Below are 14,353 nucleotides of genomic sequence, written 5' to 3'. Positions count from 1 at the left end.
TAGAAGGGTTCTGCCACGTCACGCAAGATCAGGCCCAAAGAGGCCACAGATTTGTAATATTATTAGCGGTCGTAGGGCGCGTCCCGCTCCCAGCGCGGCAGGTGGTCGTCGATCTTGAGCCAGGATATCTGATCCGTGGTCCAGCCGTGACCTGTGGGCGCAAGGCTTGAGGGGTCATCGACCGTCCCCAGCATGATGCCGATGCTGTTGCCTTCCGGATCGCTCATGAACACCGCCGCGCCGCAATCCGGGCAGAAATGGCGAACGCCGCGCGGCGATGAGCGGAAGGCCTTGGATTGGCCCAGCGTGATCTCGAACTGGTCGGCCGGCACCTGGGCCCAGGCCGTGACCGGCGCCCCGCTCCAGCGCTGGCACATCTTGCAATGACAGTAATCGGTGACGGCGCCCGTGGGGTCGAAGCGATAGCGCAACGTGCCGCAGAGGCATTGACCGGTCAAATGACGCATCGTGCGAACCATCGGCAATGGTGGATCCCCGGGTCAAGCCCGGGGATGACGGCATTATATAGACGCGCCATGCCCGGGCCCAGCGTTGGCCCGCCTGGCCGGGCATCCACTCTATCAGAGAGCGCTCAAATCGCCTTCAACGCCGAGAGCACGTCGTCGATGAGATCGTCCGGGTGCTCCAGCCCGACCGAGAGGCGGATGAGGCCTGGCGTGATACCCTGGATCTCCTTCAGCTCCGGCGTCAGCCGTTGATGCGTGGTCGTCGCCGGATGGGTGGCGAGCGATTTTGAATCGCCGAGATTGTTGGAGATCAGCACCAGCTCCAAGGCATTGAGGAACTTGAACGCCTCCTTCTTGCCGCCGGCAAGGGTCAGCGACAGCATGGTGCCGCCGGCGCTCATCTGCCGCCGCGCGAGCTCGGCCTGGGCAAAGCCCTCCAGCGTCGGATAGCTGACATCGGCAAGCTTGTTGTGCCCCTTCAAAGCCTGCGCGATTTTAAGCGCGCTATCGCATTGCTTGGTGACGCGCAGATCCAGCGTCTCCAGACCTTTCAGCAGGATCCACGCATTCATCGGGCTGAGGCTGGGGCCGGTATGCCGGATGAAGGGCTGCAGCGTCTCGTTGATGTATTTCTCGCTGCCTAGGATCACACCACCCAGGCACCGCCCCTGCCCGTCGATATGCTTGGTCGCCGAATAGACGACGACGTCGGCGCCCAGCGTCAGCGGCTGCTGCAGCAGTGGGGTTGCAAACACATTGTCGACCACCACAGTAGCACCTGCCTTATGGGCAAGGTCGGCCACCGCCTTGAGGTCGACTAGGCGCAGGCCGGGATTGCTGGGGCTTTCCAGGAACACGGCCTTGGTCGGCTTGGAGAGCGCCTGTTGCCACTGCGCAATCTCGCGCCCATCGACAAAGACGGTCTCGACGCCCCATTTCGGCAGGATCTCGGCCAGGATGAACTGGCACGAACCAAAGAGCGCGTCGGAGGCAACGATGCGGTCGCCGGCCTTCACCAGGCTGGCAAGCGCCGCAAACACGGCGGCCATGCCGGACGACGTGGCGCGCGCAGCTTCGGCGCCCTCAAGGGCTGCCATGCGGCCTTCAAACATCGAGACGGTGGGGTTGCCGAAGCGCGAATAGACGAAGCGCGGCTGGCTGTTGTCGAACGCCGCCTCGGCCTCTTCCGCACTTTCATAGACATAGCCGGACGACATGTAGATCGTCTCGGCCGTTTCCTTGAACTGGCTCCGGAGCTGGCCGGCATGGACCAGCGTCGTCGCCGGCCGCCAGCTCTTCTTGATTTCCCGCTTCACCGTCATCATCGCCTCGCAGATGCCTACCATTTAGGCACAAAAAAACCTCGACCGAAGAAGGCCGAGGTTGGGCGAATGATCGCTTTCCTGGACCTTTTAGCGTTTGATTTAACGTGGCCGCAATCCGGCACAAATCACCACGGAGCACCAGCAATCGCCAGCGCGTCGGCGCCTTTTAAGCCATGGAAGCCCCGGCCTGTCAAGCGGCGCGTCACGCGTTCCTGACGGCGCAAACCCTTGTCCGGGCATGGCGGCTCCACTATCAATAAGCGTACTGAATGGCTTTGATTGATGGGGGAAATTGATGAGCGACATCGCAGCGGGTGCCGGCCAACCGGCACCGGAAACCGGCTTTGGCCGCCGCCCGGCGGAGCAGCAACGCACCCATTTCGTCTATGACGGACGCCTCGGCGAACTCTATTGGATCTTCATCAAGAACATCCTGCTCACGATCCTGACCCTCAGCATCTGGCGCTTCTGGGGCAAGACGCGCATCCGCCGCTATCTCTGGTCCCATACCAGCCTTGCCGGCGACCGGTTTGAATATACCGGCACCGGCGGCGAGCTCTTCGTCGGCTTCATTATCGTCATGGTGGCATTTGTCATCGCCAATATAGGCATCACCGCCTTGCACATCGTCCTTGAGCCGGGATCGATGTTTCATTTTGCCGCGCAATGGATCTTTGGCGTCTTCATCGTTTACCTCACCTTCGTCGCGCAATATGCGGCGCAGCGCTATCGCCTGACGCGGACCTTGTGGCGGGGTATTAGCGGCGGCATGACTGGGTCGGCCTGGGCCTGGGGATTCAAGGCAATGTGGTTTTCGATCCTCTCGCTTTTGTCCCTGACCTTGGCCTGGCCCTGGGCGCAGATGCGCCTGCTGGATGATCGCCTCAACAACTCCTACTTCGGCGACGCCAAGGCCAGCATTCAGAGTTCGTCGCGCGCACTTTATGTCCCGTACCTGCTGGGTGCCGTCGTCAGCTATGCCGTTATGGGGTTGATTGGCTATTTGGGGTACCGTTTTCTGATGGATCACTACGGTGACGCGCTACAAGAAATCTTCACGCCAATCGAGAATCCGCAAGACCGCGTACACACCGGCGAATACGCGGCGGCAATGGGGGCGCTCTATGCCATTGTCTTAGGAGGTTATTTGGCGGTTATCGTCATCGCGATCATTGCCTACGCTGCTTATTACGTCGCGCTGCTGCGGGAAGTCGCCAACAAATTGACACTCGGCGGGCTGCAATTCTCGACCTCCATCACCATTGGTCGCTTCATCGGGCGCTATCTGGTCAATCTGCTCATCATCGTCCTCACCTTGGGCCTGGGCTTGCCGATTGCCATTCACCGCACCATGTTGTTCATCTGCCGGAATGTCGAGATTATCGGCGAAATCGACGGCTCGGAAATAACCCGCGCTGAACTGCCGCGGCCCAAATTCGGCGAAGGCCTGCTGGAGGCATTCGACCCGGGCATTCTGTAGTTGAACCGGAATGGCGCAGCACCCCCTCGCCCCGCGATAGCGGGGAGAGGGTTGGGGTGGGGGGCGCTAGACCGGGCCTGACCGACCATCCCCTCACCCGACCCTCTCCCCCGACGGGGGCGAGGATAGGGTTAGGCAAAACACGAGGACCACCTTGCCCGAAGACCGCTATTACGACGGCCTCACCGCCGCGGCCCATCGCGTGACCGTCAGCTCCATGGGCGACATGCTCGTCATCGCGACGTCGGAACGGCCTGATCTCGCGCGCTGGCCCGTGGCTGATATGCGCGTGATTGACAGCAACAAGGTCACGGGCGCCATCAATTTCGGACGGCTGAGCGATCCTGCACCGCGCCTGATGCTCCATGACTCACCCGCACGTCAGCAACTCCTCGATGAGAATCCGCATCTCAAGCAATGGCGCGCCCAGGCCATCAAGCGCGGTTGGACCGTTGGCTTGGCCTGGACGCTGGCCGGCCTCGTCATCGCCACCGGCTGCTATTTCGCCTGGCGCGACGGCAGTGCCTATCTCGCGCGCTATGTGCCGAAAGCCTGGGAGAAGAAACTCGGCGCCCATATCTACACGGCGCTTAACAAGAACCTCACCATCTGCAAGGCGCCGGCCGGCAATGCCGCCTTGCGCAAGCTGGTCGATCGCCTCGCACCACCCCAATTGCAGCGGGATGCAGGAAAGCAGCAGGACGGCATCACCATCGACGTGGTCGACATCAAGCTGCCCAATGCCTTCGCCCTTCCCGGCGATCATGTCATGGTGACCAGCGGCCTCATCGACCTCGCCACCTCACCCGACATGGTCTCCGGCGTGGTAGCGCATGAAATTGGCCATCTCGATCTCCGCCACCCGACGCAAAGCGCCATCAGCAATCTCGGCATCAGTGCCACGGTCAGCATCATCCTCGGCGGCTCGTCGGTGGGCGATATCGCGACCCTCCTCACCGTCATGTCCTATTCCAGGAAGATGGAACATGAAGCCGATATCCGCGGCCTCGAACTCCTCAAGAATGCGGGCCTCCGCGCCGATGGCATGGCGGAGTTCTTCAAGGTGATGAAGGACAAGTTCGAGAAGGACGGCGACAGCCTCATCCCCGACTGGCTCGCCAGCCATCCGGGCCTCTCAGAACGCGCCGACTACACCAAAGCCGACGCGGCCGGCGCCACCGCCATGACCGACACCGACTGGCAGGCGCTAAAGGATGTCTGCAAGGTGAAGTAACTCGTGGATGGTCGGCCTACGCCGACCATGACGGGAATTTAAGTGCGGCACTCAGCCTGAACCTCCGGCCCATTCCCTAGGCGTCATGTTCGGCGTAGGCCGACCATCCACGAGTTTGTCTGCGTCGGCTCAATGCCGCCAAAAACCCAGCCTTTCCAATCCCTTCCCTCCCGCAACGCACCTTCGCAATTTGTAATATAATTCCATGATATTTCGGTGAACTGAGCATATTCGTGCCGATTTTGTGCCATTAACGACTTTTTCTATCATCCGACTCTTGACTGTGCTGCAACCGCGAAGGCAGACTGGTGTTAATGCTGCATTGGCTAAATCGCCCATAAGAGGCGAACCAGGCGGCGCCAGCAAAGGATGGGAAGACGAATCATGAGTGAGACGGCGAAGATCGTGGCGATTGAACCGAAAGCGGGCGACGGCAAGGCCGACGTGCCGAAAACGGCCCCCGTGACCGGCAAGACCCTCTACGAAATCGGCGAGATCCCGCCGCTCGGCTACCTGCCGCCGCAGATGTATGCCTGGGCGATCCGCCGCGACCGTCATGGTCCGCCGGAAACCGCGATGCAGGTCGAAGCCGTCGAAACACCGCAGCCCGATCAGGACGAAGTCGTCGTCATGGTGATGGCGGCGGGTGTCAATTACAACGGCGTCTGGGCGGGCCTAGGCAAGCCGATCTCCCCCTTCGACGTCCACAAGGCCGAATATCACATCGCCGGCTCCGATGCCGCTGGCATCGTCTGGGCCGTCGGCTCCAAGGTGAAGCGCTGGAAAGTTGGCGACGAAGTCGTGGTTCATTGCAACCAGGACGACGGCGACGACGAGGAATGCAATGGCGGCGATCCGATGTTCTCGCCCAGCCAGCGCATCTGGGGCTATGAGACGCCGGACGGATCCTTCGCCCAGTTCTGCAAGGTCCAGGGCCGCCAGTTGATGCAGCGCCCCAAGCATCTCACCTGGGAAGAAAGCGCCTGCTACACGCTGACCCTCGCCACCGCCTATCGCATGCTGTTCGGCCATCGCCCGCACATCCTGCGGCCTGGCCATAACGTCCTCATCTGGGGTGCCTCGGGCGGCCTCGGCTCCATGGCCGTGCAGCTTTGTGCCACCGCCGGTGCCAACCCGATCGGCATCATCTCCGATGAATCGAAGCGCGAATTCGTCATGTCGCTGGGCGCCAAGGGCGTCATCAACCGCAATGATTTCGATTGCTGGGGCCAACTCCCCGATGTCGACGACACCGCCGGCTATAACGAGTACATGAAGAAATGCCGCGCCTTCGGCAAGGCGATCTGGGACATCACCGGCAAGGGCAATGATGTCGATTTCGTCTTTGAACATCCGGGCGAGCAGACCTTCCCGGTCTCCTGCTTCGTGGTGAAGCGCGGCGGCATGGTGGTCTTCTGCGCCGGCACGACCGGCTACAACCTCACCTTCGACGCGCGCTTTGTCTGGATGCGCCAGAAGCGCATCCAGGGCAGCCATTTCGCCAACCTGCTGCAGGCGAGCCAGGCCAACAACCTCGTGGTCGAGCGCCGCATCGACCCTTGCATGTCCGAAGTGTTCGGCTGGGACGACATCCCCGCCGCCCATACCAAGATGTGGAAGAACCAGCACAAGCCCGGCAACATGGCCGTCCTCGTGCAAGCTAAGCGGCCGGGTCGCCGCACGCTCGAAGACTGCATGGAGGAGTGATGTCCGCCATGTTGCGTGAAGAGGGAGCGGCGGCCTCGCCGCTCCTGTCGGATCTGCTTGCGCGCGCCCGGAAAAGCCTCACCGGCGCCCAGGTCATCCTCGAGGAAGTGCGCGGCCGCCTGATCGGGCGCGTCACCGCCGGCGGCAAGGTCGATGCGAAGGCACTCGATACCCAGCAATTCATTGCGCACGGCTATTCCTGGCTCGCCACCTATGTGACGGGCCTCGAGCAGATGCTGCATTGGGCCGAACGCCTCGAGAGCTCCGGTCGCTTCGGCGAACGGGAACAACTCATCCTGCAGATCGCCTATGGCGAGTATCTCTCGCAGATCAAGGGCGGCTGGCCGATGAGCCAAGGCGAGATCGTGCGTCTCGCCGATTTCGGCCTCGACGCCGCGGCCGCGAAGTTCGACGACGCCCTACTTGCTGGCGGCAACTCCCCCGCCGCGCGCTCGCGCCTCGCCGATCTCATTGCCGACGGCGAATTCGGCGAAGCGGCGCTTGATGATGAATCGCTCACCATCGTCCGCGACCAGTTCCATGCCTTTGCCAGCGACCATGTGGAAGACGCGCATCAGTGGCATCTCAAAGACGAGCTCATCCCGCTCGAGATCATCCAGCAGCTGGCTGAGATGGGTGTCTTCGGCTTGACGGTGCCGGAGGAATTCGGTGGTTCCGGCATGGGCAAGCTCGCCATGTGCGTGGTCACCGAAGAACTCTCGCGCGGTTATATCGGCTTAGGCTCGCTCGGCACGCGCTCGGAAATCGCAGCCGAACTCATTCGTCTGGGTGGCACAGAGGCGCAGAAGCAGAAATGGCTGCCCAAGATCGCCAGCGGCGAAATCTTGCCGACCGCCGTCTTCACCGAACCGAATACCGGCTCAGATCTCGGCAGCCTGCGCACGCGCGCGGTCAAGGACGGGGATGTCTACCGCGTCACCGGCAACAAGACCTGGATCACCCATGCCAGCCGCACCGATGTGATGACCCTGCTGGCCCGCACCGATGCCAGCACGAATGACTATCGCGGCCTCTCGATGTTCCTCGCGGAAAAGCCGCGCGGCACCGCCAGAGATCCCTTCCCAGCCAAGGGCATGAGCGGCGGCGAGATCGGCGTGCTCGGCTATCGCGGCATGAAGGAATATGAACTGGGCTTCGACGGCTTCGAGGTGAAGGCCGAGAATCTGCTGGGCGGTGTCGAGGGCCAGGGCTTCAAGCAATTGATGGCGACCTTCGAATCCGCCCGCATCCAGACCGCGGCGCGTGCCGTCGGTGTCGCGCAATGCGCCATGGAGCTCGGCCTCAAATATGCGAAGGAACGCGTGCAGTTCGGGGCGCCGATCTACAGCTTCCCGCGCATTCACGGCAAGCTCGCCTGGATGGCGGTCGAAACCATGATCGCCCGCCAGCTCACTTACTTTGCCGCGCGCGAAAAGGACAGCGACCGCCGCTGCGACATTCCCGCCGGCATGGCAAAACTGCTGGGCGCCCGCGTCGCCTGGTCGAATGCCGATAACGCGTTGCAGATCCATGGCGGCAACGGCTATGCCCAGGAATACAAGATCAGCCGCGTGCTATGCGATGCGCGCATCTTGAACATCTTCGAAGGTGCCGCAGAGATTCAGGCCCAGGTCGTCGCGCGCGGATTGCTCAGCGGACGGAACTGAACCAGCCCAACGCTTATATCGTCATGGTCGGCGCAGACTGACCATCCACGCGTTTCAAATGGCGAAATCGAGGCGTTTATCCGCCGGCATCTCAGCGCCGACGGTCTCAGGCGCCCGGCCATGGCGCATGCGGTTCACGACCATGCGGTCATGCAACTCGGTGATCGTCTTGCTGCCGGTCTTCACGCAAAGGCCGGGGATCAGCGCATGGATGAAGCAAGCGACGGCCCCCACCAGCATCCGGCCGCTGAAGCAGCTCGCCATATAGAGATGCTCAAGGTAGCTCTCGCCGACCGATTTCGGGTGGTCCAGAAACATCTTGTCGATCATGGCGCGGGCTCCGAGGGCGCGGTTTGCAATGGAGTCATGATAAGCGCGGATGCCTAGATATTTTTCCCAAACTTTGCGCCAATATGCTAGTATCTCGCAAAATTATCCCACACAAAGACCAAAATATGGAAAATAGCACCGCCATCGAGCTGGATCGCATCGACGCCCGCATCCTCACCGCCCTGCAGGCGGATGCGAATCAGGCCATCGCTGATCTCGCGGAAGCCGTCGGCCTCTCGGCCAATGCCTGCTGGCGGCGGATCAAGCGGCTGGAGGAGTTGGGCATCATCCGCGCGCGGGTCGCCTTGCTGGATCCGGCCAAGATCGATCTCGGCGTCACCGTCTTCGTCGCCATCCGCACCAATGAGCATAACGATGCCTGGCTGCAGAAATTCAACGACGCCGTCGAAAAGATCCCGGAGATCGTCGAGCTCTATCGCATGAGCGGCGATGTCGACTATCTGATGAAGGTCGTGGTCGCCAGCATCGCCCATTACGACCAGGTCTATAAGCGGCTCATCAAACTGGTGAAGCTCACCGATGTCAGTTCGACCTTCGCCATGGAGCAGATGAAATACACGACCGCGCTGCCGGTGCACGCGAGCTGATCCCCCACCGGGTCCCGGGGGCCCTCATTGACAGGGCGGCTCAAACTGAACGATCATTCAATTCTTGAATAGATGTTCAGCCCAGCGAGCCAGATGCCATGTCCAGCGACGCCCGCTTCGATCTCCTCTTCACCCCCTTCAAGCTCGGCCCCGTCACCGCCCCCAATCGCTTCTACCAGGTGCCGCATTGCTCAGGCATGGGACATGAGCGGCCGCATGTCCTGGCGGCGATGCGGGGTATGAAGGCCGAGGGCGGCTGGGGCATCGTCAACACGGAATACTGCACGATCCATCCAAGCTCGGATGACACGCCCTTCCCCATCCAGACGCTGTGGGACGATGCCGACATCCGCCAGCACGCGATGATGACCGAGGCCGTGCACAAGCATGGGTCGCTGGCAGGGGTCGAACTGTTCCTGGGCGGCCAGCGCATGGCGAATTTGAACTCGCGCCTGGCACCGATGAGCATCGAGAGCATGCCGGTCCTCGGGGGCGATCCGCTGCAGACCAAGGCGCTGGATAAACAGGATATCGCCGACATTCGCAAATGGCATGTCGACGCTGCCAAGCGCGCGGTCACGGCGGGTTTCGACCTGGTCTATATCTATGCCTGCCATCATTACCTGCTGCACTCGTTCCTGAGCGGGCATGAGAATGCGCGGCGTGATGCATATGGCGGCTCGCCGCTCAACCGGGTGCGTATCGTGCGCGAACTGCTGGAGGCGGTGAAGGAGGCGGTTGGCCACAAATGCGCCGTCGCCTTGCGCTGGGCGTCGAATGCCGCGCATCCGCAGGAGCAGGATGACTGGCTGGAAATGACGCAGAGCCTCAGCGGCCTGCCGGATCTCTGGGATCTGACTGTCAATGATTACAGCCTGGAGATGGGCCCATCGCGCTTCGTCAAGGAAGGAGCGCTCGAGGAACAGGTCGGTGCCATTCGCAAGATCGTGACCGGCGGTGTCGTCACGGTGGGCCGCTACACCTCACCGGAATCGATGTTGCGGCTGGTCAAATCAGGTGTTGCGGATTTCATCGGCGCGGCAAGGCCCTCGATCGCCGATCCGTTCCTGCCCAACAAGATCCGGGAGAACCGCCTCGACGACATCCGCGAATGCATCGGCTGCAACATTTGTTATGCGCATAACTCGCGCGGGGCGCCGATCCGTTGCACGCAGAATGCGACGATGGGCGAGGAATGGCGTGCCGGCTGGCACCCCGAGATCATCACGCGCGATGCGCTAAAGCAGCGCGTGCTGGTGATCGGCGCCGGTCCTGCCGGATTGGAAGCAGCCCGCGTGCTGGGCGCCCGCGGCTATGACGTGGCCGTGGCGGAAAAGTCCCGCGCGGCCGGCGGGCGCGTCAATTGGGAGAGCAAGCTGCCGGGCCTTACCGAATGGGCCCGCGTGCGCGATTGGCGCCTTACCCAGATCAACAAGATGCCCAATATCGAGCTGTTCCTGGAAAGCGAGATGGGTGTCGATGATGTGTTGGATTTCGGCGCACAGCACGTGATCTGCGCCACGGGCAGCCATTGGCGGCTGGATGGCCGTGGGCGAACGTCACATCTGCCCGTGCTCGCACCGCACGCCGATATTCTCTCGCCCGAAGATGTCATGCGGGGTGTCGTGCCCAAGGGGCCGGTCGCGGTCTATGACGATGACGGATTCTATCTGGCACCGGCCTTGGCCGATAAATTGCGGCAGGCCGGCTGCGAGGTGCATTTCATCAGCAGTGCCGGCGTGGTGGCACCCTGGGCGGAATTCACCGGCGACCAGGCGGAGACCCATGCGCATATCGTGGCACTCGGCATTCACTGCCACTTCAACAAATCACTCTCCGCCTTCGTGCCGGGCAAGTTGGAACTCGGCTGCGTCTATGGCGGCGCCGGCCTGACGCTCGATGTGGCGACACTGGTGCCGGTCACGTCGCGCCAGCCGGACGACGATCTCTATGAAACACTCGTGGCACGCGACCACGGCCTCAAGAGCCTCACGCGCATCGGTGACGCCGAGGCGCCGGGCCTCATCGCCCATGCCGTCTATGCCGGTCATCGCGCCGGGCGGCTGCTCGGCGTGACGGCAAAAAGCACCGCGCCCTTGCGGGATCGCGGTGCCGGGACATTGCCGCTGGCGGCGGAGTGAAATCAATCCATCATCGTCATCCTCCGCGAAGGCAGAGGATCCACTGGTGCCGTTGAGAGAGTGGATGCCCGGGTCAAGCCCGGGCATGACGGATAAGATTATGCCGCCACCGCGTCGAAACGTTCCGCGATCTGCTGGCGGGCCTTGGCGATCGATTGTTCGCGCGAGGCCGGGGAAATGCCGAGGCCTTCAGCGCGGACGATCTCGACATCGGTGACGCCGAGGAAGCCCAGCACACGCTTCAGATAGTCTTCTTGGAAGTCCATCGCATGGCGCCAGCCATCCTCATGCGCCGCATCGCCGGCAAAGACGCTGCCACGTGACGAGGCGATGATGACACGCTTGCCCGTGACGAGACCGACCGGACCCGTTTCAGTATAGCGGAAAGTGCGGCCAGCGCGGGCGATACGGTCGATCCAGGCCTTCAACTGGCTGGGGATCGAGAAATTGTACATCGGCGCGCCGATGATGATGACGTCGGCCGCGAGAAATTCGGTGATCAGTTCTTCGCCGAGCGCCACTTGCTTTTGCAGCTCGGGATTGCCCGAGGTATCGGCGCCGCCGAGGGCCGCGAGGATCTCACCGGAGAGATGGGCCGGCGTGGTGACGCTGAGGTCGCGATGGGTCAATGATGCCGCGGGATTGGCCCGCAGCAGCCCGGCGGCAGCCGCGGCGGTGAGCTGGCGAGAGGCCGAGGCCTCGCCCAACGGGCTGGAATCGATCTGCAGGACTTTCATGGCAATGCCTCCAAGCTAAGGGACCGCGCGTTGCGATCTGTCCCATTGCATGTAAAATAGGAACGTTCATCCGATTAGGTGCCATTTTCGGATTTCATCGTTCCAATCTTAGGACAGTCGATGGCCATGCAGAACCTCAATGACCTGTTCTATTTCGCCCAAGTCGTTGAACAGGGCGGATTTGCCGCCGCCGGACGGGCGCTGGGCATGCCGAAATCCAAGCTCTCGCGCCGGATTGCCGAGCTGGAAAAATCCCTCGATACACGCCTGCTGCAGCGTTCGACGCGCAAACTCGCCCTCACCCAGATGGGCGAGGTCTATCTGCGCCACTGCCAGGCGATGATCGAGGAGGCCAAGGCGGCCCAGGAGGCGATCGAGCGGGCGCATGCCGAGCCGCAGGGCGTCGTGCGGATCAGCTGCCCCACGGCGATGACCAAGGCCGTGCTCACGCCTGTGATGCCCGCTTTCCTGGCGCGCTATCCAAAGGTGCGCCTCTCGATCATGTCGACCAACCGCCGGGTCGACGTCATTCGCGAAGGCGTCGACATTGCCTTGCGCGTGCGCCGGCCGCCGCTGGAGGATTCCAACCTTGTCGTGCACCGCTTCGGCGCGAAATCGGCGGTGATGGTGGCAGCACCCGCTTTGCTCGACCGGCTGGGACGCCCGACATCGGTCGAGGACCTCGCGCGTTTCGACACATTGACCCATGCGCCGGAGGAAGGACGCCAGTATTGGGAATTGGTGACGCCCGACGGCCGCCCCGAACAGATCGAGGTGCATCCCCGGCTGATGATCGATGATTTCGATGCGCTGAAATCGGCAGCACTCGCCGGCATCGGCATCTCCCTCATTCCGGAATATTTCTGCCGGGCGGAGATCAATTCCGGCCTGCTGGAGATCGTCCTCCCGGATCACGCCCCGCCGATCGGGGATTTCCACGCCGTCTTCTCCTCGCGGCGGGGCCAATTGCCAGCCGTGCGGGCCTTCCTCGATTTCCTCGACGCGGAGATCCTAGTCCTGGCGCGGCAATGTGTCGGCGGTCTGGAACCAGTCCAGCCGGCTGCGGCACCAGACATGCTGGCGCGGCGGAAAGGCTGAAGCGTCGTCGAGCGTCGGCGTGTTGAAGGCAACGTCGAAGGGTGCCTGCCGCCCGCGATAGAGCAACTGGCTGCCACAGGCGGCGCAGAACTCGCGCTGGCCATGTTCGCTGGAGAAATAGACCACCGGCGTGCCTTTAATATAGGCAAACTGATCGGCCTTGATGCGGGCAAACGCCTGCAACGGCGCGCCGCTGGTGCGCTGGCAGATGCGGCAATGGCAATAGCCGGTATCGTAAGGCTCGCCCGTCACACGGTAGCGCAAGGCGCCGCAATCGCACCCGCCCTCATGACTATCTGGCATGTCCAATTCTCCGTCGCGCTATCGCATGCCGCTGCCGCAGGTCTGGAATGCGTGCGGTCTCCTGTGCGCGGCCTCGACAAGCGCCGGGCCGGCGGTCCATCCTAGCCGCAAAACGGGACAAAACGGGAGCATACAATGGGTGCCGCGATACGCCGGCCGATTGCTGGTACGGCGGGGTGGAAGGGCAGCGATTTCAGAAGCAAGGACGACGTCGCCTTCGATCTGGGCCCGCGTCATCTCGCGGCCTTCGATGCGGCGATCGTGGAAGCACGGCGCCAAGGCCTGGGCATTCCGGCCATCGGCAAGTCGCACCACGACTTTCCGACCATCGCCGACGACATCGCAGCGCTGAAGCGTGAGTTGATGCAAGGCCGCGGCATGGTCATCCTGCGCGGCTGGCCGGTCGAGAAATACAGCCTTGATGAAATCGGCCTGCTCTATGGCTGGCTGGGGAGCCATTTCGGCAAGCCGGTGATCCAGAGCGGCAAGGGCGACCGCCTCGGCTATGTCGCCGACGTGCCACAACCCGGCAAGATCAATCGCGGCTACCGCTCCAATGCCGAACTCAGGATGCATACCGATTCCGACGACATCGTCGGCCTGCTGTGCATGCGCAAGGCGCAAACAGGGGGCCTGAGCCGCATCGTCAGCGCCATCACCGTCTATAACGAGATCCTGGCCACCAAGCCGCACCTCCTCGATCCGCTATTCGAGGGCTTCCGCATTCACTGGAACGGCGAGGAAGCGCCGGGCGAGCCGCCGGTCACCGCTTATCGCGTGCCGGTCTTCAGCGAGACGCAGGGGCTGTTGAGCATCTGCTTCGGTTACAAGTATATCGAGGATGCCTTTGCGGCCCTGGGCCTTGAGCCGAACGCGCTGGAGAAGGAGGCGCTCGCTTATCTCGACGAGACTGCGAGCCGCGACGACCTCGTCTATGAGTTCCAGCTGGAACCGGGCGAATGCTCCTTCATCAACAACTACACCACCCTCCACTCGCGCACGTCCTTCGAGGACTGGCCCGACGAGAACCGCCGCCGCCTGCTGCTGCGCCTGTGGCTGCAGGCCCATGAGCCCCGCCCGATCCACGCCAATCTGCGCCGCTATTACGGCGTCGACGGCATGCATGCGGAGCAGGTGGCGTGACGATTGACGCCTTGATCCCTCCCCCTTCAGGGGGAGGTTAGGTGGGGGCGCAAGTGATAGCTTTTCAAGAGTTGGACTGAACCGCCCCCCTCCCAACCTCCCCCTAAAGGTGG

At 62.4% G+C, this 14,353-nt stretch carries 13 protein-coding genes and 1 riboswitch; of the genes, 8 read left to right on the top strand and 5 right to left on the bottom strand.

Annotated features, from left to right (window positions below; all coding sequences use genetic code 11):
• Positions 1-62: 62 nt before the first annotated feature.
• Together SMD31_RS13510 and metZ are read right to left on the bottom strand one after the other, a co-directional pair.
• On the bottom strand, positions 63-467 hold the full coding sequence (locus SMD31_RS13510) for a GFA family protein (protein ID WP_320501426.1): 405 nt from the start codon (positions 465-467) through the stop codon (positions 63-65).
• Positions 468-592: 125 nt separating this feature from the next.
• The gene (gene metZ, locus SMD31_RS13505; protein WP_320501425.1) at positions 593-1,813 is read right to left on the bottom strand and encodes an O-succinylhomoserine sulfhydrylase; all 1,221 of its coding nucleotides are present in this window, start codon (positions 1,811-1,813) and stop codon (positions 593-595) included.
• Positions 1,814-1,859: 46 nt separating this feature from the next.
• Positions 1,860-1,934, bottom strand: a riboswitch (SAM riboswitch).
• Positions 1,935-2,087: 153 nt separating this feature from the next.
• On the opposite strand from metZ, the gene SMD31_RS13500 reads away from it, so the two are divergent.
• The 4 genes from SMD31_RS13500 to SMD31_RS13485 all read left to right on the top strand — a co-directional run bounded on the left by SMD31_RS13500 (position 2,088) and on the right by SMD31_RS13485 (position 7,880).
• Positions 2,088-3,272, top strand: coding sequence for a YjgN family protein (locus tag SMD31_RS13500; protein ID WP_320501424.1), 1,185 nt, complete (start codon positions 2,088-2,090; stop codon positions 3,270-3,272).
• Positions 3,273-3,426: 154 nt separating this feature from the next.
• The gene (locus tag SMD31_RS13495) at positions 3,427-4,506 is read left to right on the top strand and encodes a M48 family metallopeptidase (RefSeq protein WP_320501423.1); all 1,080 of its coding nucleotides are present in this window, start codon (positions 3,427-3,429) and stop codon (positions 4,504-4,506) included.
• A 384-nt stretch (positions 4,507-4,890) separates the two neighbouring features.
• Positions 4,891-6,213 (top strand): crotonyl-CoA carboxylase/reductase, encoded by a 1,323-nt coding sequence (gene ccrA / locus SMD31_RS13490; RefSeq protein ID WP_320501422.1) that lies wholly within the window; start codon positions 4,891-4,893, stop codon positions 6,211-6,213.
• Positions 6,213-7,880 (top strand): acyl-CoA dehydrogenase family protein, encoded by a 1,668-nt coding sequence (locus SMD31_RS13485; RefSeq protein WP_320501421.1) that lies wholly within the window; start codon positions 6,213-6,215, stop codon positions 7,878-7,880. Before ccrA ends, SMD31_RS13485 begins: the two co-directional genes overlap by 1 nt.
• Positions 7,881-7,934: 54 nt before the next feature.
• Here SMD31_RS13485 and SMD31_RS13480 read toward each other — a convergent pair whose 3' ends face one another.
• Positions 7,935-8,210 (bottom strand): DUF6356 family protein, encoded by a 276-nt coding sequence (locus tag SMD31_RS13480; protein WP_320501420.1) that lies wholly within the window; start codon positions 8,208-8,210, stop codon positions 7,935-7,937.
• Positions 8,211-8,335: 125 nt separating this feature from the next.
• Between SMD31_RS13480 and SMD31_RS13475 the strand changes: the two genes are divergently transcribed.
• Both SMD31_RS13475 and SMD31_RS13470 read left to right on the top strand, forming a co-directional pair.
• Complete coding sequence (locus tag SMD31_RS13475) at positions 8,336-8,818, top strand: Lrp/AsnC family transcriptional regulator (RefSeq protein ID WP_320501419.1); 483 nt, start codon at positions 8,336-8,338, stop codon at positions 8,816-8,818.
• A gap of 98 nt (positions 8,819-8,916) precedes the next feature.
• Complete coding sequence (locus SMD31_RS13470; RefSeq protein WP_320501418.1) at positions 8,917-10,959, top strand: oxidoreductase; 2,043 nt, start codon at positions 8,917-8,919, stop codon at positions 10,957-10,959.
• Between the two features lie 98 nt (positions 10,960-11,057).
• Here SMD31_RS13470 and SMD31_RS13465 read toward each other — a convergent pair whose 3' ends face one another.
• Positions 11,058-11,696, bottom strand: a complete 639-nt coding sequence (locus SMD31_RS13465) for an FMN-dependent NADH-azoreductase (RefSeq protein WP_320501417.1) — start codon at positions 11,694-11,696, stop codon at positions 11,058-11,060.
• Between the two features lie 120 nt (positions 11,697-11,816).
• Between SMD31_RS13465 and SMD31_RS13460 the strand changes: the two genes are divergently transcribed.
• Entirely contained in the window at positions 11,817-12,794 is a 978-nt protein-coding gene (locus SMD31_RS13460) for a LysR substrate-binding domain-containing protein (protein ID WP_320501416.1), read from the top strand.
• On the opposite strand, the gene SMD31_RS13455 is transcribed toward SMD31_RS13460, so the two are convergent.
• Entirely contained in the window at positions 12,708-13,097 is a 390-nt protein-coding gene (locus SMD31_RS13455) for a GFA family protein (RefSeq protein WP_320501415.1), read from the bottom strand. The genes SMD31_RS13460 and SMD31_RS13455 overlap by 87 nt on opposite strands.
• Positions 13,098-13,232: 135 nt before the next feature.
• On the opposite strand from SMD31_RS13455, the gene SMD31_RS13450 reads away from it, so the two are divergent.
• On the top strand, positions 13,233-14,240 hold the full coding sequence (locus SMD31_RS13450) for a TauD/TfdA family dioxygenase (protein WP_320501414.1): 1,008 nt from the start codon (positions 13,233-13,235) through the stop codon (positions 14,238-14,240).
• Positions 14,241-14,353: the final 113 nt, after the last annotated feature.

The organism is Dongia rigui (assembly GCF_034044635.1).
GTDB classification, from domain to species: Bacteria; Pseudomonadota; Alphaproteobacteria; order Dongiales; family Dongiaceae; genus Dongia; species Dongia rigui.
This window is presented reverse-complemented; position numbering and strand designations above follow the sequence as displayed.